29 protein-coding genes are annotated in these 25,878 nt (G+C 63.6%); 22 read left to right on the top strand and 7 right to left on the bottom strand.

The features are described 5' to 3' along the window. Positions 1-173 precede the first annotated feature (173 nt). The 3 genes from M3149_RS19665 to M3149_RS19655 form a co-directional block, all read right to left on the bottom strand. Entirely contained in the window at positions 174-632 is a 459-nt protein-coding gene (locus M3149_RS19665) for a cupredoxin domain-containing protein (RefSeq protein ID WP_251711144.1), read from the bottom strand. Between the two features lie 82 nt (positions 633-714). Further along, positions 715-2,094: a multicopper oxidase family protein gene (locus M3149_RS19660; protein WP_251711142.1), complete on the bottom strand. Its 1,380-nt coding sequence runs from the start codon at positions 2,092-2,094 to the stop codon at positions 715-717. Between the two features lie 21 nt (positions 2,095-2,115). Next, on the bottom strand, positions 2,116-3,195 hold the full coding sequence (locus M3149_RS19655) for a hypothetical protein (protein WP_251711141.1): 1,080 nt from the start codon (positions 3,193-3,195) through the stop codon (positions 2,116-2,118). A gap of 169 nt (positions 3,196-3,364) precedes the next feature. On the opposite strand from M3149_RS19655, the gene M3149_RS19650 reads away from it, so the two are divergent. After that, complete coding sequence (locus M3149_RS19650; RefSeq protein WP_251711140.1) at positions 3,365-4,045, top strand: heavy metal response regulator transcription factor; 681 nt, start codon at positions 3,365-3,367, stop codon at positions 4,043-4,045. 15 nt (positions 4,046-4,060) lie between these two features. Further along, the gene (locus tag M3149_RS19645) at positions 4,061-5,419 is read left to right on the top strand and encodes a heavy metal sensor histidine kinase (RefSeq protein ID WP_251711139.1); all 1,359 of its coding nucleotides are present in this window, start codon (positions 4,061-4,063) and stop codon (positions 5,417-5,419) included. A gap of 22 nt (positions 5,420-5,441) precedes the next feature. Here the strand turns inward: M3149_RS19645 and M3149_RS19640 are convergent, their stop codons facing one another. After that, on the bottom strand, positions 5,442-5,606 hold the full coding sequence (locus M3149_RS19640) for a CopK family periplasmic copper-binding protein (RefSeq protein ID WP_251711138.1): 165 nt from the start codon (positions 5,604-5,606) through the stop codon (positions 5,442-5,444). A 381-nt stretch (positions 5,607-5,987) separates the two neighbouring features. Beyond that, the gene (locus M3149_RS19635) at positions 5,988-7,514 is read right to left on the bottom strand and encodes a tetratricopeptide repeat protein (RefSeq protein WP_251711137.1); all 1,527 of its coding nucleotides are present in this window, start codon (positions 7,512-7,514) and stop codon (positions 5,988-5,990) included. Between the two features lie 289 nt (positions 7,515-7,803). Here M3149_RS19635 and M3149_RS19630 point away from each other — a divergent pair, with 289 nt between their 5' ends. Next, positions 7,804-8,850, top strand: a complete 1,047-nt coding sequence (locus tag M3149_RS19630; RefSeq protein ID WP_251711136.1) for a porin — start codon at positions 7,804-7,806, stop codon at positions 8,848-8,850. A 423-nt stretch (positions 8,851-9,273) separates the two neighbouring features. On the opposite strand, the gene M3149_RS19625 is transcribed toward M3149_RS19630, so the two are convergent. Next, positions 9,274-9,555 carry a CopK family periplasmic copper-binding protein gene (locus M3149_RS19625; protein WP_251711135.1) on the bottom strand — a complete coding sequence of 94 codons (282 nt, stop codon included), beginning with the start codon at positions 9,553-9,555 and terminating at the stop codon, positions 9,274-9,276. A 304-nt stretch (positions 9,556-9,859) separates the two neighbouring features. Here M3149_RS19625 and M3149_RS19620 point away from each other — a divergent pair, with 304 nt between their 5' ends. Both M3149_RS19620 and M3149_RS19615 read left to right on the top strand, forming a co-directional pair. Next, positions 9,860-10,372 carry a TonB-dependent receptor gene (locus tag M3149_RS19620; protein WP_251711143.1) on the top strand — a complete coding sequence of 171 codons (513 nt, stop codon included), beginning with the start codon at positions 9,860-9,862 and terminating at the stop codon, positions 10,370-10,372. Continuing rightward, positions 10,306-10,527: a TonB-dependent receptor gene (locus M3149_RS19615; RefSeq protein WP_251711134.1), complete on the top strand. Its 222-nt coding sequence runs from the start codon at positions 10,306-10,308 to the stop codon at positions 10,525-10,527. Before M3149_RS19620 ends, M3149_RS19615 begins: the two co-directional genes overlap by 67 nt. Positions 10,528-10,616: 89 nt before the next feature. Here M3149_RS19615 and M3149_RS19610 read toward each other — a convergent pair whose 3' ends face one another. Next, on the bottom strand, positions 10,617-11,060 hold the full coding sequence (locus M3149_RS19610; RefSeq protein WP_251711133.1) for a MerR family transcriptional regulator: 444 nt from the start codon (positions 11,058-11,060) through the stop codon (positions 10,617-10,619). A 143-nt stretch (positions 11,061-11,203) separates the two neighbouring features. Between M3149_RS19610 and M3149_RS19605 the strand changes: the two genes are divergently transcribed. The 17 genes from M3149_RS19605 (at position 11,204) to M3149_RS19525 (ending at position 25,794) form a co-directional block, all read left to right on the top strand. Beyond that, a complete protein-coding gene (locus M3149_RS19605) occupies positions 11,204-11,638 on the top strand; it encodes a hypothetical protein (RefSeq protein WP_251711132.1) in 435 nt (144 codons plus the stop codon). A gap of 155 nt (positions 11,639-11,793) precedes the next feature. Beyond that, positions 11,794-12,195 (top strand): hypothetical protein, encoded by a 402-nt coding sequence (locus tag M3149_RS19600; protein ID WP_003090236.1) that lies wholly within the window; start codon positions 11,794-11,796, stop codon positions 12,193-12,195. An 11-nt stretch (positions 12,196-12,206) separates the two neighbouring features. Further along, positions 12,207-12,446 carry a DUF2933 domain-containing protein gene (locus M3149_RS19595; RefSeq protein WP_034137611.1) on the top strand — a complete coding sequence of 80 codons (240 nt, stop codon included), beginning with the start codon at positions 12,207-12,209 and terminating at the stop codon, positions 12,444-12,446. Beyond that, on the top strand, positions 12,443-13,093 hold the full coding sequence (locus tag M3149_RS19590; RefSeq protein WP_003090238.1) for a methyltransferase family protein: 651 nt from the start codon (positions 12,443-12,445) through the stop codon (positions 13,091-13,093). The genes M3149_RS19595 and M3149_RS19590 overlap by 4 nt, the downstream gene beginning before the upstream one ends. 1 nt (position 13,094) lies before the next feature. Then, positions 13,095-13,253, top strand: a complete 159-nt coding sequence (locus M3149_RS19585) for a hypothetical protein (protein ID WP_170245403.1) — start codon at positions 13,095-13,097, stop codon at positions 13,251-13,253. Between the two features lie 10 nt (positions 13,254-13,263). Further along, positions 13,264-14,127, top strand: coding sequence for a polyphosphate kinase 2 (ppk2, locus tag M3149_RS19580; RefSeq protein WP_023087280.1), 864 nt, complete (start codon positions 13,264-13,266; stop codon positions 14,125-14,127). Positions 14,128-14,159: 32 nt separating this feature from the next. Beyond that, on the top strand, positions 14,160-16,625 hold the full coding sequence (locus M3149_RS19575) for a heavy metal translocating P-type ATPase (RefSeq protein ID WP_251711131.1): 2,466 nt from the start codon (positions 14,160-14,162) through the stop codon (positions 16,623-16,625). Between the two features lie 13 nt (positions 16,626-16,638). Continuing rightward, positions 16,639-17,964 (top strand): MFS transporter, encoded by a 1,326-nt coding sequence (locus tag M3149_RS19570; RefSeq protein ID WP_435370768.1) that lies wholly within the window; start codon positions 16,639-16,641, stop codon positions 17,962-17,964. Continuing rightward, on the top strand, positions 17,961-18,572 hold the full coding sequence (locus M3149_RS19565) for a LemA family protein (protein ID WP_023087277.1): 612 nt from the start codon (positions 17,961-17,963) through the stop codon (positions 18,570-18,572). Before M3149_RS19570 ends, M3149_RS19565 begins: the two co-directional genes overlap by 4 nt. A 1-nt stretch (position 18,573) precedes the next feature. Next, on the top strand, positions 18,574-19,479 hold the full coding sequence (locus tag M3149_RS19560) for a TPM domain-containing protein (protein WP_137922056.1): 906 nt from the start codon (positions 18,574-18,576) through the stop codon (positions 19,477-19,479). Position 19,480: 1 nt separating this feature from the next. Next, on the top strand, positions 19,481-19,978 hold the full coding sequence (locus M3149_RS19555) for a TPM domain-containing protein (protein WP_023083478.1): 498 nt from the start codon (positions 19,481-19,483) through the stop codon (positions 19,976-19,978). A gap of 25 nt (positions 19,979-20,003) precedes the next feature. Then, positions 20,004-21,365, top strand: coding sequence for an MBL fold metallo-hydrolase (locus M3149_RS19550; protein WP_251711129.1), 1,362 nt, complete (start codon positions 20,004-20,006; stop codon positions 21,363-21,365). After that, positions 21,362-22,921, top strand: coding sequence for a thymidine phosphorylase family protein (locus tag M3149_RS19545; RefSeq protein WP_251711128.1), 1,560 nt, complete (start codon positions 21,362-21,364; stop codon positions 22,919-22,921). The genes M3149_RS19550 and M3149_RS19545 overlap by 4 nt, the downstream gene beginning before the upstream one ends. Beyond that, positions 22,918-23,817 carry a ribose-phosphate pyrophosphokinase gene (locus M3149_RS19540; RefSeq protein WP_003090267.1) on the top strand — a complete coding sequence of 300 codons (900 nt, stop codon included), beginning with the start codon at positions 22,918-22,920 and terminating at the stop codon, positions 23,815-23,817. The genes M3149_RS19545 and M3149_RS19540 overlap by 4 nt, the downstream gene beginning before the upstream one ends. A 53-nt stretch (positions 23,818-23,870) precedes the next feature. Then, a complete protein-coding gene (locus M3149_RS19535; protein WP_003121541.1) occupies positions 23,871-24,515 on the top strand; it encodes a DUF6629 family protein in 645 nt (214 codons plus the stop codon). Continuing rightward, the gene (locus M3149_RS19530; protein WP_009516033.1) at positions 24,512-24,766 is read left to right on the top strand and encodes a hypothetical protein; all 255 of its coding nucleotides are present in this window, start codon (positions 24,512-24,514) and stop codon (positions 24,764-24,766) included. The genes M3149_RS19535 and M3149_RS19530 overlap by 4 nt, the downstream gene beginning before the upstream one ends. Continuing rightward, positions 24,763-25,794 carry a hydroxyacid dehydrogenase gene (locus tag M3149_RS19525; protein WP_251711127.1) on the top strand — a complete coding sequence of 344 codons (1,032 nt, stop codon included), beginning with the start codon at positions 24,763-24,765 and terminating at the stop codon, positions 25,792-25,794. The genes M3149_RS19530 and M3149_RS19525 overlap by 4 nt, the downstream gene beginning before the upstream one ends. The last annotated feature ends 84 nt before the right edge of the window (positions 25,795-25,878 follow it).

The raw sequence follows: 25,878 nt of genomic DNA, 5'->3' as shown, positions 1-25,878 counted from the left end.
CGCCTGTGCCAAGCCGCAGCCCTATCGCCCAACTGGCCTCGCATGCTGCGCAACCTCGCCGTCAACGCAATCAGAGAGCCGGCACCACGACTGACCGCTGGCTGAAAACGAATATTTCAGGGCCGACCATGTAGCTCTCCTTTGAGACAGTGTTCAATGGGTCGTTCGGGTGCTCACTTGGAGACAACCTTGATCTTGCCAACCATGCCCGCTTCGTAGTGACCAGGCAGAAGGCAAGCGAAATCGAACTCACCAACCTTGTTGAAGGTCCACACGATCTCGCCGCGCTTGCCTGGTGCGACGTGTGCCATATACGGCTCATCGTGCTCCATGCCAGGGAACTTCTTCATGAGCGCAGCGTGCTCGTCGAGTTCGGGCTTGGTGCCAAGAACGAACTCATGCATGACCTTGCCGCTGTTCATGTGGACAAAGCGCACCGTCTCTCCTTGCCGGATCTCGATACGGTCCGGGGTGAAGCGCATGGCATCGGTCATATCGACCTCAATGGTGCGCGTGACCTTCTTGGGGTCGCCCGCGATGCCCCACGCTTTTTGTTCAAGCTTGATCGGCCCAGCGGGCTTCACATGGGCTTCATTCCCGTGCGCTGCGGCCAGGGAGGCGGTAGCAACCATCAAACCGGTTGCAATGGCGTTTCGAATATTCAACTGAGTACTCCTTGGTGGATGGGTAGAGGCTTACGTACGAACACGAAAATCAATGACGGCCCTTGTGGCCATTGGGCTTGACGGCAGTGGCGTCGGCTGGGGCGGCTGACGTTGCCTGAGATGCGCGCGACGGCGCGGGAGCTGCTCCAGACCACTCGTAGGCGACTGTCCCGGACGGGTGCTTGTAGGGGCCGGGGTCCTTGTAGTCGCCAGGCTTTTGGTCTTTGCGTACCTTGAAGACACTGAACATCCCGCCCATTTCGATCGGGCCGAACTGGCCCGTTCCAGTCATCATGGGCGCCGTGTTATCGGGAATGGGCATCTGCATCTCGCCCATGTCAGCCATGCCGCGCTCACCCATCACCATGTAGTCAGGTGCAACGCGCTGGATCTTGTTCACCAGCCCTCGATGGTCCACGCCGATCATGGTGGGCACGTCGTGGCCCATGGCGTTCATGGTGTGGTGGCTTTTGTGGCAGTGGAAGGCCCAGTCACCTTCCTCGTCGGCGATCAGTTCGATCTGGCGCATCTGGCCGACGGCCACGTCGGTGGTTACCTCATACCAGCGGGTGGATGGAGGTGTAGGTCCGCCATCCGTACCGGTCACCAGAAACTCATGACCATGAAGATGAATGGGGTGATTGGTCATCGTGAGGTTACCGACCCGGATACGAACGCGGTCGTTCAGGCGCACATTGAGGGTGTCGATACCTGGGAAGATGCGGCTGTTCCAGCTCCAGATATTGAAGTCGGTCATGGTGGCAACCTTGGGTGTCTTGCTGCCCGGCTCGACGTCGAAGGCGTTGAGCAGGAAGCAGAAATCTCGGTCAACCTCGTTGATATGCGGGTGTTTGCCCTTGGGGTGCGTGACCCAGAAGCCCATCATGCCCATGGCCATCTGCACCATCTCATCGGCGTGGGGGTGGTACATGAAGGTGCCAGGGCGGCGCGCCTCGAACTCGTAGACGAAGGTCTTTCCAGCAGGAATCGCGGGTTGATTGATGCCGGCCACGCCGTCCATACCGTTGGGCAGGCGCTGACCATGCCAGTGGATGGTGGTGTGTTCCGGCAGTCGATTGGTGACGAAGATACGCACGCGATCACCTTCGACCACTTCAATCGTAGGCCCCGGGCTCTGGCCGTTGTAGCCCCACATGTTGACCTTGAAGCCGGGCGACATCTCGCGCACAACGGGCTCAGCCACCAGGTGGAACTCCTTGACGCCGTTGTTCATGCGCCAGGGCAGGCTCCACCCATTGAGCGTGACGACGGGGTTGTAGGGGCGCCCGGAATTCGGTACCAGCGGCGGTGCGGTATCGACAGAGCTCTGAATGACGGGCTCGGGAAGTGCAGCCATGGCCACTCGTGAAACGGCCAGTCCGGCCACAGCGCTGGCAGCGCCTGCAAAGAATTGACGACGATTGCTCATGTTGTGTTCTGCTCGAGTTGTTCAATGACCTGCGGTATTGGCTTCCGCCCCGGAGGCGGCGCCTGGTGTGACGAACGACTGGGGCTCACCACCCTGAAGCACCCACATGAGGTCCGCTTCAGCGACCCAGTAGTCTCGAGTGGCGCTGATGGTCTCGCGCTGCGCTTGGGCGCGGCCTTGCACCTCGGTCAGCAACTCCCACACGCTCTTGAGCATGCCGTTGTATTGAAGAACGCTCTCATCCACGATGAGGTTTCGCTGTGCCATGACATCGTTGCGATAGCTCTGGGCCACATCGAGGGCAGCTCGATAGGCGTCTCGTGCCAGGTCGAAGTTGATGCGCGTCTTGGTCTGATTGACCATGGGCAACTGAGCGGTGATTTCTTGAAGCTCGGCCGCCAGGCGATCGCCGGGCAGCCCCTCTTTGGGTAGATCGGGCAGGGAGTCGGGCAGCTCCAGGCGCTGGTGAACGCCGTTGAGGCGAAGCAACTTGATCAGCGCCTGTTCGGCTTGTGCTGCTGCCACACGGGCCTGCTGATAGGCCAGCTTCTCGCTAGACAGCCCTAGCTCAACCCGGCTTTGTTGGTAGCGACTCCAGTTGCCAACCTTGACCATGCGACGTCCCAATTCCGTGGCAGCTTCAGCCGCTTCGAGGGATTCCTGTTGCAAGCTCAACGTCTGCTTGGTTGCAACCGCGGATAGCCAGGCTTTGCGGGCATCTACCGCAACTTCGAAGAGTTCGTCCAAACCCTCGATACGCCTTTGGTGGCGTGCCTCAACATCCATCCATTGCCCCGTTGCAACGCGATCGACGTTTTCCCGACCGAGACGCGACATGACCCGTTGCAACTCGAGGTGGGGCTTCCAGGCAGCACGAACCGCGCTCTCCATCGTGGGAAGTGCAAAGCCCGCTGGCAGCGTCTTGTCGCTCGCGGTGGGCTTGAGGTTTTCAGCCTCCCACTTCAGGATATCGGCATGTCCGCGCTTGAACTTGCCTACTTCGTCGTTGGCCTCGCGCCAATTTGAGGGCTGTTCGTTGCCGACGCTCTGCGCCAACACCACTGTTCCTGCAGTCGCAGCGATCGTGGCCAGCAGAATCATGCGCTGCGCTTTCCATCAAACGTTCTTCACCTATCACTCCTTGTTTAAGCAGTGGGTGGATTGTTCGGATCAGGCCCGCACAGGCATCTGTCCAGTTCATTACAAATTTGTCATATAGGAATCCGGCGTTAATGGCGTGGCAAACTGCGCTCATGAAAAGAGCCGCTGCGTGAAAATCCTCATCGTTGAAGACGAAGCCCATACGGGCGAGTACCTGAAGCAAGGGCTGCGGGAGGCGGGCTACTACGCTGAGCTGGCCCGCAACGGCGTCGATGGCCTGCACGAAGCCACCGAGGTTGAGTACGACCTTGTCATCTTGGATGTCATGCTGCCCGGCATAGACGGATGGTCTGTGCTGAACTCGCTCAAACGTAAGAAGCGTCAGCTCCCGGTGCTCTTTCTCACCGCCCGCGACAGCGTCGAGGATCGGGTCAAGGGGTTGGAGTTGGGCGCGGACGACTACCTGGTCAAGCCCTTCTCATTCTCCGAACTGCTTGCTCGCATCAAGACCATCCTTCGGCGCGGCAACCAGATTCAGGAGGCGACCTCACTGCAGGTCGCCGACCTTACCCTCGATCTGGTTCGTCGTCGGGCCACCCGCGCGGGACGCCGAGTAGACCTGACCGCCAAAGAGTTCGGACTGCTTGAACTCTTTATCCGTCGCCGCGGTGAAGTGTTGCCCCGCACGCTGATTGCCTCTCTCGTCTGGGACATCAACTTTGACAGCGACAGCAATGTGATCGACGTGGCCATTCGAAGACTACGAGCAAAGATCGATGACGGTTTTGATGTCAAGCTGCTGCAGACGGTGCGTGGCATGGGCTACGTGCTTGACGAACCCGAGCAGTGAACGAGGGGCTTGGGGATGTCTCTAACCGCCCGGTTGACGGTTCTTTTCGCTGGCGTCGTAGCGCTCATCCTGACTGGATTTTCGGTACTCATGTTCCGAGAGACCAGCGCTCACTTTGTCGAACTTGATCAGGCTCTTATGACCGACAAGGTTCATCTCGTAGAGGATGTGATCCGAGAAAGTCCATCGGAAGAAGAGCTGCGCAGCCGGCTCGGTATCAGCACACACGGGCATCAAGGCCTGTACATCAGAGTCACAGGTGCTTCGGGAACGATTTTCGAACAAGGGGACATCCAACTCCCTGTTGGCTTATTGTCAGCGCTCGAGCTCAAGCCACAAGGGCTGGTTTGGCAAGACGCGTCCAGCAGCTTGTATGCGCAGCACTTCTCTCTTGATCTAAACAACACAAGGAAAGAAAAGGTCTCTGTGATTGCCGCCATCGATACGAGCCATCACCGACATTTTCTCGATGCCTTGACAGTCAAAATTGCTGGTTACGTGCTTTTCTCCGTGATCGTCGGCACTCTGCTGGGGTGGTTGGCCAGCCGTGGAGGCCTCAAGCCGCTGACCGCGATGAAGGCGAGAGCGGAGAGCCTGAGCGCACACCGACTAGGTGAGCGCATGCCGGTGGAGAGCGTCCCCAAGGAAATGCGTGAACTCGCTCAATCGCTCAACGACATGCTCGATCGTCTTCAGCGCGACTTTGACCGACTCAGCGCCTTTTCTTCGGATCTCGCGCACGAGATGCGAACGCCGGTGAGCAATCTCCTGACCGCGGCCCAAGTCACTTTGGCCCAGTCGCGTTCCTCGGCCGACTATCGCAACAGCCTGGCCACCCTGTCGGAGGAGTTGCAGCGTCTGGCACGCACCATCTCTGACATGCTCTTTCTGGCCAAGACCGAAAACCTGCATGCGTTGCCGTCCAGGGACCACGTGGATCTCGTTACGGAATCGAGTGCTGTCGTGGAATTCTACGAAGCTATCGCCAGCGAGAAAGGCTTGACCATCAAGGTCAGCGGAGAAGGCGCGGTTTCAGGTGATCGCCTGATGATTCGCCGTGCGATCAGCAACCTCTTGTCCAACGCCGTTCGGCATGCTCGCCCGAAGACAACGGTAAGCATCAGGGTCGAAGCAAGCAACGAGTTGGTGCGTCTTGCGCTGACCAACTCGGGGGATGAAATTGCCAGCGCCGCCCAGGCGGCGCTTTTTGATCGCTTTGTTCGCTTGAGCCCCGGAAGGAGCCGTGGTGAGGAGGACGGGGTGGGATTGGGCCTTCCGATCACCAAGGCCATCATGCGGGCGCATAAAGGAGACGTGAAGGTGCGCTCTGGCGCAGGAGTCAACACCTTCTCACTCGAATTTTCGATCAGATAACGCCATCAGCAGCGACCAGACATCATTTCTCGCTGTGTCCTTTGTTCAGCAAGTAGCCCAGGCGATCCACTTCATTGCTGACGGCAATGATCTGCTTGCCATCCGCGGTTTGCAGGGTGTCGCCGCCACGCAGGTATTGGGCTCGCCCGCACCGGTCTTCCTTGGCCATCTTGCCGTCCTTGAACATGCAGAGGAGGCCGCGGTCCTCAATCGGGATGGCTTGCGCCGCCGCCAGCCGTCATCAGTGATCTGCATGTGTGGCGCGTCGGTCGCGGGCAGTACGCCTGCATCGTTGCGCTGGTCACGGCCAGCGATGCCGAACCGGCTGACTTCAAACGACTACTGGGCGTTCACGAGGAACTGGTTCATATCAGCTTAGAGATAAATCGAGTTTCAGCCAATGAATCTTCCCCCGTTGAAGGCCCTGTAAGCGTGTCAGCCTCGTGAACCCCGAGCGGTACAGGCTCATTGGTTTACTGCATGGTGCGCCCTGACCTGGTCGTTGGCGACCTGTGGCGTTTGACCTGGTCACTGTTGCAATGAGTGGGGCAGGCTGGCTGCGCCGATCTCAATCGGCCAGTGCTGCTTGGATCTTCAGACGGGAGTGGAATGCCCAGGTCGAACTGACGCGACGCGCCGATAGCACCGAACTGTTGGCTTGGACGAAGAACAACGACTCATCGATGCCTCGGCGCTCCAAGGCGAAACGCAGCCGCTGTAAGCGTTGCCGGCGCCCCGTGTCGCTGCTGGCCGGCGTTTGACCGCTGCGCCTGAAGTACTCAACCGCCATGCGCAGATTTTCGAGCACCTCCGGTCGCAAGCCAGGTAGCACCCTGGGTATTGACGATTTGCTGGTCGGCACCGGAGTCAGTACAACCAGTCCCCAGGCGCGCGCGCCCGCGACCACGTCCACGTTTATTGCCTCCACTTTGGTCAGGCCAAAATCACGGGCGACGCGCAGCCGGTAGGCTAACCAGGCGTCTTCGTCCAGGATGGCGCCTATGGCAGAGTTCGCTTCGTCGTCACTGCCCTCGCAGGGCAGCAACAAGGTTGACAACAACTGGCGGGCGAGCGGGTCGCCGACGCTCGCGGCCGTGTGCAACCATTGCACGCCCTGTTCAGCTTCTTCCAGGCAGGTGGCCGAGCGCAGAAGCAATGCGCCCAGTTGTCGCTGAGCATTGGCGCTTCCGCCCTCGGCGGCCTTCTCCAGGAAGAACCTTGCCATCTGCGGGTTGGCCACAGGGCCGTGACCGTTGGCGTGCAATCGATATAGCAAAGTCCAAGCCTCGGTGTACCCGGCGTCCGCAGCGCGCAACAATAGGGCCGAACCGCGGCGTACGTTACGCCGTGCCGTCAACAGGGATGAGGGAATGGATGCCGCATTGATGCCGCACAGCGCACGTCCTAGCAACAAGGCCGCTGCCGGGTTTCCCCGGTTAACACATAGCGTCAGCAGAGCCTCGACTCTTTGGCTCTGATAGGTCATCAGTGACAGGCCCCGGTGCTGCAACATGGACAAGGCCTCGCAGACGCCGTCTGCCAGCTCGGAAGTGGACTCGAAGCGAAGCAGCAGGGCTTGGCGCAGCACGCGCGCCACAAAATCCAGATCTCGACAACGTACCGCGGTAGCCAAGGCCTGAACGATTGCCTGCTGCACTTCCAGCGAAGGAAAGGCCAGCAAAGCGTTGAGGATCGCGATGCCTGGGTTCGACGGTGATTCCCGAACAGCTACCAGTGCACTCGCTGCCATGTCACAGCCGGCGTCCGCGGCTGCCACAAGCAAGGACATCGCCTCGGCGCTGTCTGGCGACGTTAGGGTCCGCCATATGCCCAGCTTGAGCCGCGCGGACACAAGGCCAGCGTTGGCCGCTGTCGACAAGACGATCAGCAGATTGCGCCGAGCCAACTCGGCCAACGACAGTGCATCGGCGATGACCATCGTCGCCTGTACAGACGATGCCAAAGACGGGTGCGACAGATAGTCAAGCCCAAGGTCGATATATCGGGGAAACCCGTCCATTCCCAGCAGATAGCGTCGACCAACTTCACACAGGGCAGTGGTATCGCCCTGGCGCGCCAACGCCAACAGTCGCACGTCTTGTCTACGCATCCGTAGAGCATAGGCGGCCAGGGGTGACCGATGCCTTGCCATCGCATTACTGGTATGTCATGGCTTTGTCATGTTCGTGGCCGTTGCGTACGGTCTGAGCAACAAAACGCCGCTCTGCTCGGGAGGCGTGCTAGCGATCTTTCGCCATCGATGCGCAACACGGCTGGCAGCACTGACTTTCTCTACTCTTGATCGTCGCACCCCAGAGTTCTTGTTTTCGCAAGGGCTTGGTCCATACATGGTGCTGATGTCATTTCCACAATGGAGAAAACTCATGAGACGCTCGCTTCTTTCCCTGGCCGCTCTGGCCACACTGGCCACGACATCCGTTGCCGTGCATGCCCAGTCTTCCGTGACCTTATTCGGCGTGGTGGACGCTGCAGTGCGACAGGTCAAGAACGGCTCTGCTGGGTCGCAGGTGCAACTGGCTTCCGGGTCGAATACAACCAGTCGCTGGGGCCTCCGTGGCGTCGAAGATCTCGGCGGGGGCCTGCAGGCCGGCTTTCACCTCGAATCCCAGCTCAATGTTGACACCGGAACGGTTGACGCCACTCGATTCTTCGGACGGCGCTCCACGGTTAGTCTGATCGGGGGATTTGGCGAGATACGGCTTGGGCGCGACTACACGCCCACCGCTTACAACACATTCAATGACGAGTTCGGTATCGTGGGTGTGGGCTCTCGTGGCATCTTCAGCTACGGCGGTGGATCCAATCTGGGCAGCACGGCGTCAACAGTGCTCCGCACCGACAACTCTGTGGGCTACTTCATCCCCAACATGGGTGGCGTCTACGGTCATGTGCAGTTCTCAGCGGGTGAGGGCGTCGACGGCAATCAGTACGCCGGAGGGCGGCTTGGCTACAAACGGCAGAACATGGACATCGCCGTCGCTTATGGGAAGACTGATACCGGAGCGAGTACGCCAGATTTCATAAACTACAACATCATGTTCAACTACAACTTCGGGTTTGTCACGCTGTATACCTTGTATGACGTCAAAGAGTGGAGTCCACGCAAGACACGCGACCTCTCGATCGGCGCGGCTTTCCCTGTGAGTTCCGGCACCATCAGGGTAGGTATCACGCGCGCCGATCGCTCGGGGGGCGCCTCGGGTTCTGGCTTCTCCGACGCAGACGACAGCACTCGCCTGGGTGTTGGCTACGTGCACGACGTTTCTCGGCGAACTGCGCTGTACACCACTTACGGACGCGTGAACAACAAGGGCGCGGCCCGGAGTTCGGTGTTGTACACGCCGCCTGCGGGGATGCTTGGCGGTCAAGACTCCTCCGGCTTTGAGGTCGGCATTCGCCACGTGTTCTGAGCCGCTCGTGGCCTGGCGGGTTGAGAGGACCCCGGCAGGCCACGCATGTTTGGTACGCCCCGGGCCTCCACTTTCGGAGATCCGGGGCACTACTTTCGTAGCTTCGTACAGTGGTTTCGAGCCTGCGCGTCACCAAGGGTGTTTGGCGCTACACCCAAGGATCTTCGTGGTCGCGTCGGGGATGATGGGGTGGTTCGCGACATGCCGCCAAGTTGCCGGCAGCACATCGCAGCGAACATCAGGCACATGCCCCTCGTATTGCAGGACCATGTCGGAAAAAACAATGGCCGCTGCTCGCAGGCAGTCACCTTTCACGTCGATGCCTGCTCGACATCAGTCAAAGGAGGTGAGGCGCGTCCAAATTGCAGCCACATCTCAAACCTGAATTGCTGCGGCGACGACAGCGTCGACGCGAAGACAATCTCAATTGTTGTGCCCCTTCTTCAACAGGTAGTCAAGGCGTGCCACCTCGTTGCTGGAAGCGGCGATTTCCTTGCCATCGACAGTTTGCAAGACGGTACCGCTGCGCAAGTACTCGGCGCGTCCGTAGCGGTCTTCTTTGGCCATCTTGCCATCCTTGAAAACATAGAGGATGCCGCCGTCTTTGAGGGCGATGGTTTGCTTGGCTTCTTGGTTCGCGGCATCGCTTGCGAACGCAGAAGTTGCAAGCAACGAAAGAGCAAAGACGGTGATGTTGAGTTTCATGTTGACTCCTTGATGGATTCTCGACCCGTCATTACGTGCCGAGGTACTGGCGTACATGCATACGGTAGGGCGCTGGTCATGACGACAACGGAGCACACCCATTACATCTTTGTCAGGTCATGGAAGCCGAAAACCATTGAGCGCCTCGCGCGTGAGAGCCAAGAAGTTTCGAGCCTAGAATTCCATCCCATGCGCAAGCTGATCGTGCTTCTGATGTGTCTTGCCCTGCCGATGCAGGGCTGGGCCGGCATGTTTGCCTTGCCTGATCCGTGCCCGATGCAAGACATGGCGATGACGGTCCCGTCTGGCGACGCAGAAGCGGCCGACACCGGGAGCACAGTGGAAGGACAGGGCCAATACCGCCCGGGTCAACGCCTACGTCACGCGGTTCCGCAACTACATCGGCCTGACGGCCTCCGGCAATCAGCTTGACGACGAAGGCGTCCCGGTGACCGATCGCGATGCGAACCAATCGTTGGCGGAGTATCTCTACGGCGGCGTGCGTGCGCGCTTCACCGGCCTCGAAGCCAACGGCAATCTGCGTCTACAAGGGCCGGACGGGTTTTCGCGGACTTCCGACGGCTCGACGCTGGATCTGGCATGGCGGGCTGACGTTGTACGGGCCACAAACCTAGATACCGGCGAGCCGCTACCACGCATCGCTCCGCTGCGCATTGGCGCGACCCTGGTCTACGGTAACGGCCGTGGAACGCGCGGCTTGGCTTCGACTACAACGCAGCGCAACGCCGAGTGCCGGCCAACACGCGCGAGACCGAGGCCTACACGCTGTGGAACGCCGCGATCACCTACGGCATGAAGGCACAGCGGGCGCGGCTGACCTGGTACGCGCGCATAGACAACTTGACCAACAAGCTCGCCTACAGCCCTACCTCGATCCTGACCACGACGGTGTATCCGAACGCACCGCTGCCGGGACGCACGCTCAGGATCGGCGTAAGGGCGACCTTCTGATCCGGTTGTAGTGGAGCCCTCCGATCTATGCCGGGCTCCCAAACGAGAACCGTGGTCTGCTCCTTACTCTGCAATCCAAATACCATCAGCTATCGCAAACGACTGGTTGGCGGCGATTGAACCGGAGGCGGGCCAACAAGTGCGGCGATGATGGGGCAAGGGGACGCTTGCCCCATCTCCTCGCACTGCAAGAGCATGTCCCGTAGAGCACCTTGCATGCGTTCGAGATCGCCGAGCTTCTCATCGATCTGGTCAAGGCGCCGCCGTGTCACCGTCTGAATAGCCCGGCGATTCCGCCCATCCTCCAGGTCCAAGAGCGACTTCACCTCGTCCAGCGAGAACCCAAGGCTCTGAGCGCGCTTGATGAAGCCGATCCGCTGGATCATCGAAGCGGGGTAGCGCCGGAAGCTGCCGGCGTTCTTCGGGATCGGCAACAGGCCGCGTCCCTGGTAGTAGCGGATTGTCTCCACGCCGACGCCAGCGACCTTCGCCAGCCTGCCAACCGTCATCCAATCACCCAAACCTTCGTTCATCGAGCGATCCACTGTCTATTCACGAGCAACACAGAATAACGCAGTACCGCGTAGTTGACCCTTGCCTCCATTTGATCCAAATCAATTTCCCGCAGCTCAGTTGGGAATAGGATCACAGGTGTCAATGGGTCAATAGGCCGCACATGCGCACACTTCTCAACCACCGCAGGATTCGCGCCATCGCGTGGATGGTGCTCGGGGTATGGCTGTTTGCGCTCGGGGCCGGGGTGGCCAATGCCTGCCTTCTGGAGTCTCCGCAGCAACATCGGCATGCTGTCGGATATGAGCATGTGCCATCGTCCGGGCATGGAAATCATGAAGGCCTCTATGGTGAGCACGAAGAAGGTTCCCACGACCCGTCGAAGGCCCCGTGCCTGAAGCTCTGCGGCGACGTCAACCAGTCCGCCATTCAGAAAGCACCAACCTTCGCGTTCGACCTCGTCGGTTTGGCGCCTCCCGCCTATGGAGACCAGCTGCTGGCTCCGACGTTGGCTCTGCGAGCCATCCCATCGAGGGGTCACCAGCGACCACCTCCCAAGCAGCCGTCGTGGCTGCTGTTCGAGCGTCTCGCGCTGTAGCGCCTCCTTTTGAGTTGCCGTGTCGGTCACAGCCGGCGCACAACTCATAAGCCTTGACTCTGTACCCGACTACGGAGTTTTCATAGGGCTTTGTCCGCTTGCGGCGACATCGGTTTCGCCCCAATGGCAGACACCCGCGGCTAAAGGAGAGAGAAATGAAATTCACGCATTCGATCGCGGCCATCGTTGGCGCCGCACTGGTCACCTTGTCTGCGTTCGCGCAGGACAACCATCAGGCCCATCACCCCGCAGGTGCGAGTCCGACTGCGGCCGAGACGCCAAGGGCGCCGACCACCGAGGGCATGGATGCGCAACTGAAGTCGATGCAGGCCATGCACGAACGGATGGTGGCTGCGAAGACGCCTGCGCAGCGCAAGGCGCTCATGGCCGAACACATGCAGGCCATGCGGGCTGGCATGGCGATGATGGGCGCAATGAAGGATGGAGCCGAGTCGGCGCCGACAGCTGAGCGGCAGCAAATGCTCGAAATGCGCATGGACATGTGCCAATCCATGATGCAGATGATGATGGACCGGATGCCTGAGCCGGCGAAGTGAGGAGGACAACCATGACAACTTCTCACCGCACCGGTCCAAGGTTTTCGCGCTCGCGATGGTTCCTGGGCTTTCTGGTCTTCCTGGCCGTGAGCATCTACATGCTGCTGACGGAACACCGCGGGCACTACCTGGCCGCGCTGCCACTGGTCCTCCTGGCGACTTGCGTCATCGCTCATGTGCTGATGCATCGCCATGCCGTACCAGGCGACGGTAGCAAGGCGAATTCACCGTACCCGGGAGAGCGCAAATGAACCACGATGCGCCCGCTTATGGGCTTTGGCTGCTCGTCCTCGTGAACTCGGCGGTCTTCATCATGTTCGCCTTCAGCTTCTTCAAACCGCAGACCTCGCGCGACTGGAGAACCTTCGGGACATTCGCAGCGTTCATTGTTGCCTTGTTCGTCGAGATGTACGGCTTTCCGCTGACGCTGTACGTGCTGTCCGGCTGGCTTCAGACCAAGTATCCCAGTCTGGACTTGCTGTCGCACAACAGCGGCCATCTCTGGTCGACCCTGCTGGGCGAGAGCGGCGACCCTCACTTCAGCCCGCTTCATATCGCAAGCTACATCTTCATCGGGGGCGGCTTCTGGCTTCTGTCGAGCGCCTGGACGGTGCTCTACCACGCGCAACGGCACGCCCAACTTGCCGTGAGCGGCCCATACGCCAGGATTCGGCACCCGCAGTATGTGGCCTTCGTGGCGATCCTTTTCGGCTTTCTGCTGCAGTGGCCGACGCTGTTGACGCTGCTGATGTTCCCCTTCCTCGTCGTGATGTATTCGAGGCTGGCAGTCAACGAGGAGAAGGACATGCGCAAGCAGTTCGGCGCCGAGTTCGACGCCTATGCCGCGCGCACGCCGCGCTTCCTTCCCTCCCTCTCGGACACGCGCCAGCGAGGCTGACATGAAGAAGACCCGCTGGCGTCAGCGCATCAATCGACCGTACCTGGCTGCAGCCTACGGACTAGGCGATGGCTGCGGCTCCCGCTCGGATGCGGACATGAGCGCCGCGCCCCGCCGGGCGTCGACACACGCAATGCTGATCGCCTGCGACCAGACCTAACGGAGAACCCATGGCAAAGAACAAGAAGGGTGCCAAAGGCGCCAAGCACAAGGCCGATGTGGACGGCACCGGCACTGCCCACGGCTCAGCGCGCGACGAGACAGCGACACGCTCGATCGGCCGCGAGGACTACGAAGCACAGTTGCACATGCTGCAGATCGAACTGGTGAAACTGCAGCGGCATTTCATCAAATGCAACGACCGTATCCTGATCCTCTTGGAGGGAAGGGACGGCGCAGGCAAGGACGGCAGCATCAAGCGGCTGGTCGAACACCTGAGTCCTCGGGAAACACGGGTCGTCGCGCTAGGAAAGCCCTCCGACCGGGATCGCACGGGCTGGTACTTCCAGCGCTACGTCCCGCACCTGCCAGTTGGCGAAGAGCTCGTGGTGTTCAACCGCAGTTGGTACAACCGTGCGGGCGTGGAACCGGTGATGGGCTTCTGTACCGCCGAGGAGCACGAGGAATTCATGAACTCAGTGCCCAAGTTCGAGGAGATGCTGGTCAACTCCGGCATCAAGCTGCTGAAGTATTACCTCGACATCGGCAAGAAGGAGCAGAGCCGCCGGCTCGGGGAACGCCGCCGTGATCCCCTCAAACAGTGGAAGTCGAGCCCGGTGGATGCCGTCGCGCTGAAGCACTGGGACGGCTATACACGGGCGCGCGACGAGATGTTCATGCGCACCCATACGGCCGCAGCGCCCTGGTCTGTCGTGCACGGCGACAACAAACGGTTGGCGAGGCTCAACCTGATCAGAGACATCCTCTCCCGGCTGCACTACGCCGGCAAGAAGCACAAGGTCATCGCTCCCGACCGGGAGATCGTCTTCGAGTTCTCGCAGGACTGCCTGGACTCGGGCCGACTCGCTCGTTGAGACCACGTACACAGCGAACAGGAAGAACAGCCATGAAGTCGATCAACGTTGAAGTCGGAGGGCTCGTATCGAGCCTGAGCGCGGAGGGAGTACGCCGCAAGCTGCTGCAGCTTCCCGGCGTCCATCATGCAGATGTCAACTATGTTGCGGGAAGCGCAACGGTCCATCTCGATGAGGGACAACTCAGTGTCGAGGATCTGCGCCAGCGCATCGCCGAATGCGGCTATCACTGCCGTGGCGAGCAGACGCCCAAGCACGTGTGCGCGCCCGCCGCTGGCGTCTCTGCCGACCCCAGCCATGCGGTGCACGGCCATCACGGCGCACCCGCACGTCAGGCGCAAGAGATGGGGCATGAGGGGCACCACGCGCATGCCCCCGCCACGGCCGCACGCGCGAAGGCTGCGGCCACGACGCCCGCCGCCCATGCTGCGCACCAGGCCCACGCAGGCGACCCTGCGATGGCCGACATGATGCACGACATGGGCCACGGGTCGGGCTCGATGCAGGACATGGCCCGGGACATGCGCAATCGCTTCTTCGTGGCCCTGGTCTTCGCCATTCCCGTGTTCTTCTATTCCCCGATGGGGAAGATGTTCGGCGACTTCCAGACGCCGTTCGGGCTGGACGACAAGCTCTTTCTTTTCTTCCTCGCAAGTGCCGCGATCATCTATCCAGGTTGGCCTTTCTACGTGGCGGCGTGGCGCGCGCTGCGCAACGGCGTCGCCAACATGGCCACATTGGTCGTGCTGTCGGTGGGCACCGGCTACCTGTTCAGCATCGGCGCGACCTTCTTCTACGAGGGTGAGGTGTTCTATGAAGCGGCATCGGTGCTGCTGGTCTTCATCCTGCTGGGGCACTGGCTGGAGATGCGCGCCCGCGCGGGCGCATCCGACGCGATTCGCGCGTTGATGGATCTCGCCCCGCCCATGGCCACGGTCGTGCGCAACGGGGTGGAGACCAAGGTACCGACCGCCGAGGTTGCAGCCGGGGAACTGGTCGTGATCAAGCCCGGCGACAAGATCCCGGTGGATGGCGAGATCGTCGAGGGCGCGTCGCAAGTGGACGAGTCGATGCTGACGGGCGAGTCCATGCCGGTCAAGAAGGGCGTGGGCAGCACCGTCGTAGGCGCCAGCATCAACAAGAGCGGGAGCTTTCGCTACAAGGCCACGAAGGTCGGCGCGGACACGGCCTTGGCGCAGATCGTCAAGCTGGTCCAGGAGGCCCAGAACTCGAAGGCCCCCGGCCAGCTGCTGGCCGACCAGGCATCCCAGTGGCTGGTGCTGGCGGCGATCGTGATTGGCCTGCTGACCTTCAGCGTCTGGTACTGGGTGATGGGACAGACATTGCTGTTCGCACTCACCTTGACCATCACCGTGTTCGTGATCGCCTGCCCTGACGCGCTGGGGCTGGCCACCCCGATGGCCATCATGGTCGGGACCGGGCTGGGCGCAATGAACGGCATTCTCTTCAAGAATGCGGCCGCATTGGAGAACGCCACCAAGTTGACGGTCGTGGTGTTCGACAAGACCGGCACCTTGACACTGGGGCAGCCCGATGTCGTCGAGATGGTGGCCGCGCCCGGTGTCGAGGAGACGCGGCTTCTGGCGACGGCCGCCGCGGTGGAGAAGTTCTCCGAGCACCCCCTCGCGCTCGCAGTGCTCAAGCGTGCAGGAGACATGCCGACGGAGGTCACCGAGAACTTCACCAACATCGATGGGCAAGGCGCACGGGCCACTATCGGGGGCGAGACGGTGCTCCTGGGCAACCGGCTGCTGATGCAGTCGGAACAGGTGGATCTGGCCCCCCTTGCCAGCGAGGCGGCGCGGCTGCAAGGCGGGGGGCGCACTGTGGTCCACGTCGCGCGCGGTGGCCGGCTGATCGGCCTCATCGCGATCGCCGATGCCGTGCGGCCGACCTCGCGCGAGACGATCGCCAAGCTGCAGGCACGCGGCGTGAAGGTCGCGATGCTGACCGGGGACAACCAGGCGACCGCCGAGCGCATCGGCAAGGAACTGGGTATCGACATCGTGCTTGCGGATGTGTTGCCCGGGCAGAAGGCTTCCAAGATCAAGGAACTGCAGCAGCAGGGTCACAAGGTCGGCATGGTCGGCGACGGCATCAACGACGCTCCGGCGCTGACGCAGGCCGACGTGGGCTTTGCGATTGGCGCGGGGACGGACGTTGCGATGGAAAGCGCCCAGGTGGTGTTGATGAAGAGTGACCCCTACGACGTGGTCGGGGCCATCGAACTGTCCCGGGCGACGCTGCGCAAGATGCACCAGAACCTCTGGTGGGCCGTGGCCTACAACGTGATCGCCTTCCCGCTGGCGGCCGGGATGCTGTATCCGTTCACCTTGTCGCCCGAGGTCGCCGCATTGTCCATGTCGGGCAGTTCCGCGATCGTCGCGATCAATGCGCTGATGCTCAAGCGCACGCGCCTGCCGGGGATCAAGCGCGTGACGTCGCGTGCCAGTGTCCCAGCGGCCGCGTCAGCCTGAGCGGCGGGCCACCATGGTAGAGAGCCGCGCCATGCGATCACCGCGCGAATCCGGGCCCACCCGCCAGCAAGACCTCGGCGTCGCGCAGCTGGGTTGGCTCGCTGCGGCCGTATTCGTCGTCTCGGCCGGATATGGGGCACTGATGCCCTTGATCCCCGACTGGCTGCGGCCCTTGATGGGCGACGCGGATCCTGCGGCGCTTGCGCGCCATGTCGGCTACCTCAGCGGCATCTACACGGCGGGCATCCTGCTGGGTGCGCCCCTGTGGGGCATGCTGGCGGACAGGCTGGGGCGTGCCCGCGTGTTGCTGGTGGGCCTGATCGGCTACGTGGCCAGCCTGCTCCCGCTGCTGCGCCCCGAGGCCCTGAGCGTGGTCGGCATCTATGCGCTGCGCGGCGCGACGGGCTTTTTTGTGGCCGCGGTCGTGCCGGTGGTGCCGGCGCTCGTCGCGCAGTACACCCCAGAATCGATTCGCGCCAGGCGCTTTGCATGGCTGGGTGCGATGTCGCTGCTCGGGTTCCTGTTCGGCCCCGGCCTGAACGCCGCTGCAGAACGGCTTGTCGGCCTGGGCTTCTTGAGCGTGCTGGTACAGGGCTCATCGACCACGCTCGTGATCGCACTCTCGGCCGCGCTCGGCGCGCTGATGATGCTGGGCCTGGCCGCAACGCTTCCCGCACCTTCCTCCCTTGGAGAGGCGGACGCAGCCGATCACGACGGAGCACCCCGGAGCCGCTCCCTGGCGCTCTGGATTCTCAACGGTGTGGTCATGTTCGTGCTTGCCGGCTTTGAACTCGGCATCGTGCTGCAGGGCCAGCGCCACCCCGATCTCTCCTCCCGAGAGGTGTCGTTGATGTTCGCCGAGTGCAGTCTGGTGATGCTGGGCGTCAACGCGGTGCTGTTCTTCACCGGCCTGCTGGAGCGCGCCGACCCACGCCGCGTACTGGCCTGCGGCATGGTCCTGGGCATCGCCGGGCTCCTGATGCTGGCCCGCCATGGCAGCGAGATGTGGCTGTACGTCGGCGTGAGTTTCACGGCTGCGGGCACGGGTCTCGTGCTCCCCACCCTGGCCTACCTCGCTGCCGGCACCTCGGCGCGGCGGCTCGGTATCGCGATGGGAGGGCTCGCCGCGGCAGCCGGCCTCGGACAAACACTGGGATCGGCCGCCACCGGATGGCTATTCGGCGCTGTGATGCAGAGCACCTTTGCGTGGCTGTCGATTCCACTGGCCGCCACCCTCGCGCTGCTGCTCATTCCGCGGCATTGGTGGCCAGCCAACCCCGTCCTGGTGAGCGCTTCACCGTCCCGCACTTTTCTCACTTCCACGGAAACCGAACCATGAGACTGATCCTGATGTCCCTGCTCGCAGCGCTTGCCCTGTCGCTGAGCGGATGCGGCTACAACGACTTCCAGCGGCTGGACGAGCAGACCAAGTCCGCCTGGTCCGAGGTGTTGAACCAGTACCAGCGGCGCGCCGACCTGATCCCCAACATCGTCGCGACCGTCAAGGGCGAGACCAACTTCGAGCAGGAGACGCTGACCCGGGTGGTCGAGGCCCGCGCGAAGGCGACCTCGATCCAGGCCACGCCGGAACTCGTCAACAACCCCGAGGCGTTCCAGAAGTTCCAGGCGGCACAGGGCGAACTGTCCGGCGCGCTGAGCCGGCTGCTGGTGGTGAGCGAGAACTACCCGCAACTCAAGGCGAACCAGGCTTTTCAAGACCTGCGTGCCCAACTTGAGGGCACGGAGAACCGCATCACCGTGGCGCGTGGGCGCTACGTGAAGGCGGTGCAGGATTACAACGTGCTCACGCGCAGCTTCCCGACCAACATCACGGCCAAGCTGTTCAGCTACGACGTCAAGCCCAATTTCTCGGTCGCCGACGAGAAGGCCATGGCGGCGCCGCCACAGGTCGATTTCGGCGCCTCGGCGCCGGCGGCGCGCCCCTGACATGAGAACGCCCAGAACAGCGGTGCTCTCTCCGGCGGCCCCTCTTCGGCTGGCCCCCGCTCTGGCCTGGCTGCTGCTGAGCCTGTTCCTTTCGGTCGCGTCCGCGCAGGAGTTGGTCGCCGTTCCCCCGCTGCAGGCGCGCGTCACCGATCTCACGGGAACGCTCGCCGCCGATCGTGTCGCCGCGCTGGATGCGCAGCTTCGGGCCTTCGAGCAACGCAAGGGCGTGCAGATCGCCGTGCTGATGGTCCGCTCGACGCGGCCCGAACCCGTCGAGCAGTACGCCCTGCGGGTGGTAGAGCAATGGAAGCTCGGCCGTCGCAAGGTGGACGACGGCGCGTTGCTCCTGGTGGCCAAGGACGACCGCACCGTGCGCATCGAAGTCGGATACGGCATCGAGGGTGCGCTGAGCGACGTGGTATCGCGGCGAATCATCGACGAGGTGATCACGCCGCGCCTGCGCCAGGGCGATTTCGACGGCGGCATCGCCGCAGGCGCCGAACAGATCATGCGGGTGATCGATGGCGAGGCCCTGCCTGCGGCGGACCCACGGCGGCAGGGGCAGACCAACGACATCGGGCAGGCCTGGCCCTTCCTGTTCGTCGCGGCCCTGATGCTGGGCGGAGTGCTACGCAACGCCCTCGGCCGCCTTCCAGGCTCCCTGGTCACGGCTGGCGTGCTGGGTGCCGCTGCGTGGCTGTTGGTGGGCACCTTCGCGGTGGCCGCGGTGGCTGGACTGGCGGGATTCCTCGTCACGCTGCTGGGCATCGGCATGGGTGGCCACGGCGGCATGCACGGGCGCCACCGGGGAGGCGGCTGGCCGGGCGGAGGATTGGGCGGTGGTGGCGGTGGATTCCGCGGCGGCGGCGGCGGCTTCGGTGGCGGCGGCGCGTCAGGACGGTGGTGAGATGAACATGCAACGACTTCTTCGCCACCTTGCGACCACGGATCGCGCAGTCCGCCGCGCCTTCCCCCCGTGCGCGCTGGATGCGATCGAGCAGGCCATCCGCACGGGAGAGTTCCAGCATGGGGGCCAGCTGCGCTTCGTGGTCGAGGGTGCGCTGGACGGATCGCCACTGTGGCGCAACCAATCGCCGGGCGAGCGGGCGCTGGACCTGTTCGCACGCCTGGGTGTGTGGGATACGGCGCACAACAGCGGCGTCCTGATCTACGTGCTGCTGGCCGACCGGGCCGTGGAGATCGTGGCCGATCGCGGCATCCATGCCTGTTGCGGTGCCGAAAGGTGGTCGGCTGTGTGCCAGCGCATGGAAGCCCAGTTTGCGCAGGGACGCTTCGAGGCCGGAGCCCTGGAAGGAATCGTGGCCGTCAGCCACCTGCTGGTGCAGCACTTTCCGCGGGGCGCGGACCACGGCAACGAGTTGCCGGATCGGCCGGTCCTTCTTTGAACGACAACATCCTTGGAGACCTACCATGCAACTTCAATTTCTGGGTGCCACCGGCACCGTGACCGGTTCCAAATACCTGCTGCGCCATGGCGACGCGACCATTCTGGTGGACTGCGGCCTGTTCCAAGGATTCAAGCAACTGCGCCTGCGCAACTGGGAGCCGCTGCCGGTCGCGCCCAAGATTGTCGACGCGGTCGTGCTCACCCACGCCCACATCGACCACAGCGGCTACCTGCCACTGCTGGCGCGACAAGGCTTTCGCGGCCGGGTTTACTGCACGTCCGCGACGCACGAGCTGTGCAAGATTCTGCTCACCGACAGCGGCCACCTGCAGGAGGAAGAAGCGAAGTTCGCCAACCGGCACGGCTTCTCCAAGCACCAGCCCGCGCTACCGCTGTACACCCGGGAGGACGCCGAGCGCTGCCTGAAACTGTTCGCGCCACGTCCGTTCACTCAGGACTTCGAGGCGCTGCCCGGACTCACCGCGCGGTTGACGCCTTCCGGGCACATGCTCGGCTCGGCCTTCGTGCACCTCAGCGACGGTCGGCGATCCGTGCTTTTCTCCGGCGACATCGGCCGGCCCAACGACCCGGTGCTGCGCCCGCCGGTGCAGGTCCCCGGCGCCGACTACCTACTGGTGGAATCCACCTACGGCAACCGCAAGCATGAAGCGTCCGACGCACTGGCGCAGCTGGAGACTGTCATCAACAAGACGGCCGCCCGTGGAGGGGTCGTGGTCATCCCAGCGTTCGCTGTCGGCCGAGCGCAGAGCCTGATGTACGGCATCTACCAACTCAAGAAGCAAGGGCGCATCCACCAGCACCTGCCCGTGTACCTGGACAGCCCGATGGCCATCGATGCCACACGGCTGTACCACGCCCATCGCGACGAGCACCGGCTCTCGCCCGAGGAATGCGAGGGCATGTGCCATGCCGCGAAGATCGTCAACAAGGTCGAGGAGTCCAAGGCGCTCAGCGCCGGTCGTGGACCGATGGTCATCATCTCCGCCAGTGGCATGGCCACGGGAGGCCGCGTGGTGCACCACCTCAAGTCATTCGCGCCCGACCATCGCAACACCATCCTGTTCGCCGGCTACCAGGCGGGCGGCACCCGTGGCGCCGCGATCGTGCACGGCGCGTCCACCGTCCGCATCCATGGCCAGGACGTGCCGATCGGCGCCGAGGTGGTCTCGCTCGACAACCTTTCCGCCCACGCCGATGCCGACGAGATCCTCGCGTGGATGCGCGGCTTCACGCAAACACCGCGCCGAACCTTCGTGACCCACGGCGAGCCGGAGGCGGCCGATGCGCTGCGCGCGCGGATCGACCATGAACTGGGCTGGTCGGTTGCCGTGCCCGAGTACCTGCAGACGGTGGATCTGGTATGACGGCGCACCTGCACGAGACCGGCACCGGCACCGGCACCGGCACCGGAGAGGATGGCGTGAACACGCTGCAGGCGTGGCGCACCGGCATCGACACCCATCAGGAGCCGGTGGTCTACATGCGGCGCGACTGCCCTGTCTGCCGGTCGGAGGGTTTCACGACCCAGGCGCGCGTGCAGCTGACGGCCGGCCGCCGCAGCATCGTGGCGACGCTCAGCGTCGTCGATGGGGATTGGCTGGCCGAGAACGTCGCTGGCCTGTCCGAATCGGCATGGGCGTCGCTGGGGGCGCAGCCGGGCCAGCTGGTCACGGTGACCCATGCACCGCCGCTGGATTCGCTCAGCCATGTCCGGGCCAAGGTCTACGGCAATGCCCTGGGCGATGCCGAGTTCAGCGCCATCATCTCCGACGTCGCGGCGGGCCATTACTCGGACCTGCATCTGGCCACCTTCATCACCGCCTGCGCCGGCGATCGCCTGGACCTCGCGGAGACCGTCTCGCTCACGAAAGCCATGATTGGCGTCGGTGACCGCATCGATTGGGGGCGCCCGCTGGTGGTGGACAAGCATTGCGTCGGCGGCCTGCCCGGCAACCGCACGACCCTGCTCGTGGTGCCCATCGTGGCCGCCTGCGGCCTCACGATGCCCAAGACTTCCTCGCGCGCCATCACCTCGCCGGCCGGGACGGCCGACACGATGGAGGTGCTGGCGCCGGTGAACCTGGATGTGCCGAGCATGCGGCGCGTGGTCGAACGCACGGGCGGCTGCATCGTCTGGGGCGGCTCGGTACGGCTCAGCCCCGCCGACGACATCCTCATCCGCGTCGAGCGGCCGCTGGACCTGGACAGCGAGGGCCAGCTCGTCGCCTCGGTCCTGTCCAAGAAGGCCGCCGCGGGCTCGACCCATGTGCTGATCGACCTGCCCGTGGGTGCCACCGCCAAAGTGCGCAGCGCGCAGGCCGCGGCGGCGCTCGGTCGGCGCCTGCAGGAGGTGGGCAGCGCCATCGGCCTGCACGTGGCCTTGCGCGTCACCGATGGTGAGCAGCCGGTCGGCCGCGGGATCGGCCCGGCACTGGAGGCCCGCGACGTGCTGGCCGTCCTACAAGGGACGCCCGAGGCCCCGGCCGACCTGCGGGAGCGAGCGTTGCGGCTGGCGGCGGACATCCTCGAAATGGGCGGTGCAGCGCCCGCCGGCGGCGGCCTGACGCTCGCCACGCTGGTGCTGGCCGACGGCCGCGCCTGGGCCACGTTCCAGGCGATCTGCGCTGAGCAGGGCGGCCTGCGCAGCATCCCGGTGGCAACGCATCGGCACACCGTCGCATCGCCGTCCACGGGACGGGTCTCCCGAATCGACAACCGGCTGCTCGCGCGGGCGGCCAAGCTCGCCGGAGCACCGACCGCCGCTGCCGCCGGCATCGACGTGCATGCGCGCCTGGGCGACCAGGTCGAAGCGGGACAGCCGCTCTTCACGCTGCACGCCCAGGCGCCGGGCGAGCTGGCCTATGCGCTGCAGTTCGTCCGCTCGCGCCCACCGATCTTCCAGATTTCGGAGAACCTATGAAACCTCTCGTTTTTCACCTGCCGGGCGACGAAGACTTCGCCGATGGACTGATCCGGGCGTTGGGCGCGCAGCGGGCTGCCCTGCAACTGCACCGGTTCCCGGACGGCGAGTCGCTGGTGCGGCTGGACGCCGACGTCACCGGCCGCACCGTCGTGATCGTGGCCAGCCTGGCACAGCCGGACGCCAAGGCGCTGCCCTTGTTGTTCGCCGCGGACGCAGCGCGCGACCTCGGCGCCACCCGCGTATTGCTGGCTGCCCCGTACCTGGCGTACCTGCGTCAGGACCGGCGCTTCAACACGGGCGAAGCCATCACGTCCCGCACGTTCGCTGCGCTGGTGTCGACGGTGTTCGACGGTATCGTCACCGTCGATCCCCATCTGCACCGCTACCGCTCGCTCGGCGAGGTCTACCGGGTGCCGACCCGTGTGGTCCAGTCCGCGCCCGCCATCGCGGCCTGGGTCGCAGCCCATGTGGACCGTCCCGTGTTGATCGGACCCGATGCGGAAAGCGAGCAATGGGTCCAGGAAGTCGCGCGCTTGGCTGGCGCGCCGTTCACGGTGTTGCAGAAGATCCGCCGGGGCGACAAGGACGTGGAGGTCAGCCTTCCCGACACCGCGGCCCTGGCAGACCGCCAGCCCGTGCTCATCGATGACATCGTGTCCAGCGCGCGCACGATGATCCAGGCAATTGCCAGTGTGCGCAGCGTGGGATTGCCGCCACCGGTGTGCATCGGGGTGCACGCCCTGTTCGCCGCCGACGCGTACCACGCACTTCTTGCGGCAGGGCCCCAGCGGGTGGTGACCTGCGACACCGTGCCGCATGTCTCCAACGGCATCAGCGTGGTGGCACCGCTGGCGACAGCGGTGCAGGAACTGATGGAAGCCGGCGCGCCATGAGCCGCTGCGCCGCGCTCGCCATGACGCTCACGATCGAGGGGAGATGACTGCCCATGTGCTTTTCCGCACCCGCCAGTTTCACGGCCGCAGCGGTTCTGCTGGGCCTGGGGACCGTCACCATGCGCCGGGCCCGCTCACGGCGCGAACTGCCGTATGCCGCCATCCCGCTGCTGTTCGGGGTCCAGCAACTGCTCGAAGGCATGCTGTGGCTGACGTTCCCCGACCGCGCGCCCTTGCTGAACGTGGCGCTGACGCATCTCTACTCGTTCTTCTCGCACGTCCTGTGGCCGATCTACGTCCCGCTGGCTGCGCTGGCGCTGGAGAGCGTCCGTTGGCGCCGTCGGGTTCTGGTGGCCATTGCAGTCGCGGGCGCGCTCGTCGGTCTGTACCTGCTGGCGATGCTGGTGAAGCTGCCCATCACGGCCCGCGTGGTCGGCCAGCACATCCTCTACGACTCTCCGCACTTCTACGTGATGACCACGATGGCCCTGTATCTGATCGGCACCTGCGCAAGCCTGATGGTTTCTAGCCACCGGCGCGTGGCGGCTTTTGGGGTGGCCGCCTTTGTCTCCGCAATCGCCGCCTACATGTTCTATGCAACCTGGTTCATCTCGGTGTGGTGCTTCTTTGCCGCTGTGCTCAGCTTCATCGTGCTGTGGCAGTTCCGTGAGCCCCGAGCGAGACTGGCCGTGCCATGACGAATCCTCCGGCCAGATTCAAGCCCGCACTGGCCTACGCGGACTGCGGCCGCACGCAGGGCCCGATGCGCCGCGCGGCGTTCTTCACGGTTCAGTTGCTCGACGGATTCGAGACCATGCGCGATGCGGTCGCCGGCCGGCTGCCGACGGTATTCGCGCAAGCGGAACTCGCGCAAGGCACCAAGACCGGGCACTTCATCGCCGCGTTCTGCATCCTGTCCCTGCACCGGGTAATCGAGGAGGGCTCATGACCGCACAAAACCGTCTGTCCGTTCTCTTCTCCGACATCGCACCGGCGGACCAGGCCGCGCTGCAGCAAAGGCTTCCGACCCACTGGCACGCGCACTTCGTCCAGAACGAACGCCTGGTGGTATCCGATGTCGGCGATGAAGACACCGAGGTGCTGTGCGTCTTCGTGCGCACGCGCGTTGACGAATCGGTGCTCCGGTTGCTGCCGCGCGTGCGGCTCGTGGCAACGCGCTCCGCGGGCTTCGATCACATCGACCTGCAGGCTTGCCGCCGACGCGGCATTGCCGTGTGCCACGTGCCGGACTATGGGTCTGCCAGCGTCGCCGAACATGCCTTCGCGCTGCTGCTGGGCGTGGCTCGCCATCTGACACAAGCCCACGAGCGGGCGCGCCAAGGTTCTTTCGCTTACCGCAGCCTCACCGGCTTCGAGCTGGAAGGAAAGACGCTGGGCATCGTCGGGCTGGGCCGGATCGGGCGCCACGTGGCCCGTATCGCCCTGGGCTTCGGCATGGAAGTTCTCGCGTACGACCCGGCCCTCGCCCCATCGCTCGACATCACGGCAGCACCCATCGCCGGCGTCCGCGTGGTGACGTGGGAGCAGATCCTGCAAAGCAGCGATGTTCTGAGCCTTCATGTTCCGGCCACGCAGGCCACGCACCACCTTCTCGATGGCCAGGCCTTCGCGCGCATGAAACCGGGCATGGTACTGATCAACACGGCACGGGGTGCGCTCATCGACGACGCCGCCCTGCTGCACGCACTGGAGGCAGGTACCGTCGCCGCAGCAGGACTGGACGTGCTGGAACAGGAAGGGGATCTGTCTCCCGAAGTGCCCACGGGCTGCGGCGGACTGGGTTGCGATACCGGCTGGTCGGCATCCAGCCCACTGCTGACGCATCCGCGTGTGCTCGTGACACCGCATGTCGGGTTCAATACGTCGGAGGCGATCGCGCGCATCCTCGACGAGACCATCTCGAACATCGCAGCCTGGCATGCGGGCCGCCTGCGCAACAGGTTGGATGAGCCATGACGCGACCGAACCGCCCCGTTTCCACCGTGCGTCTTGCGGGCCGCCCAACGCAACGCTCGGCGCTGCGCCGGGCCACGCAGATCG

The organism is Hydrogenophaga intermedia (assembly GCF_023715105.1).
Lineage (GTDB): Bacteria > Pseudomonadota > Gammaproteobacteria > Burkholderiales > Burkholderiaceae_C > Hydrogenophaga > Hydrogenophaga intermedia_A.
This window is presented reverse-complemented; position numbering and strand designations above follow the sequence as displayed.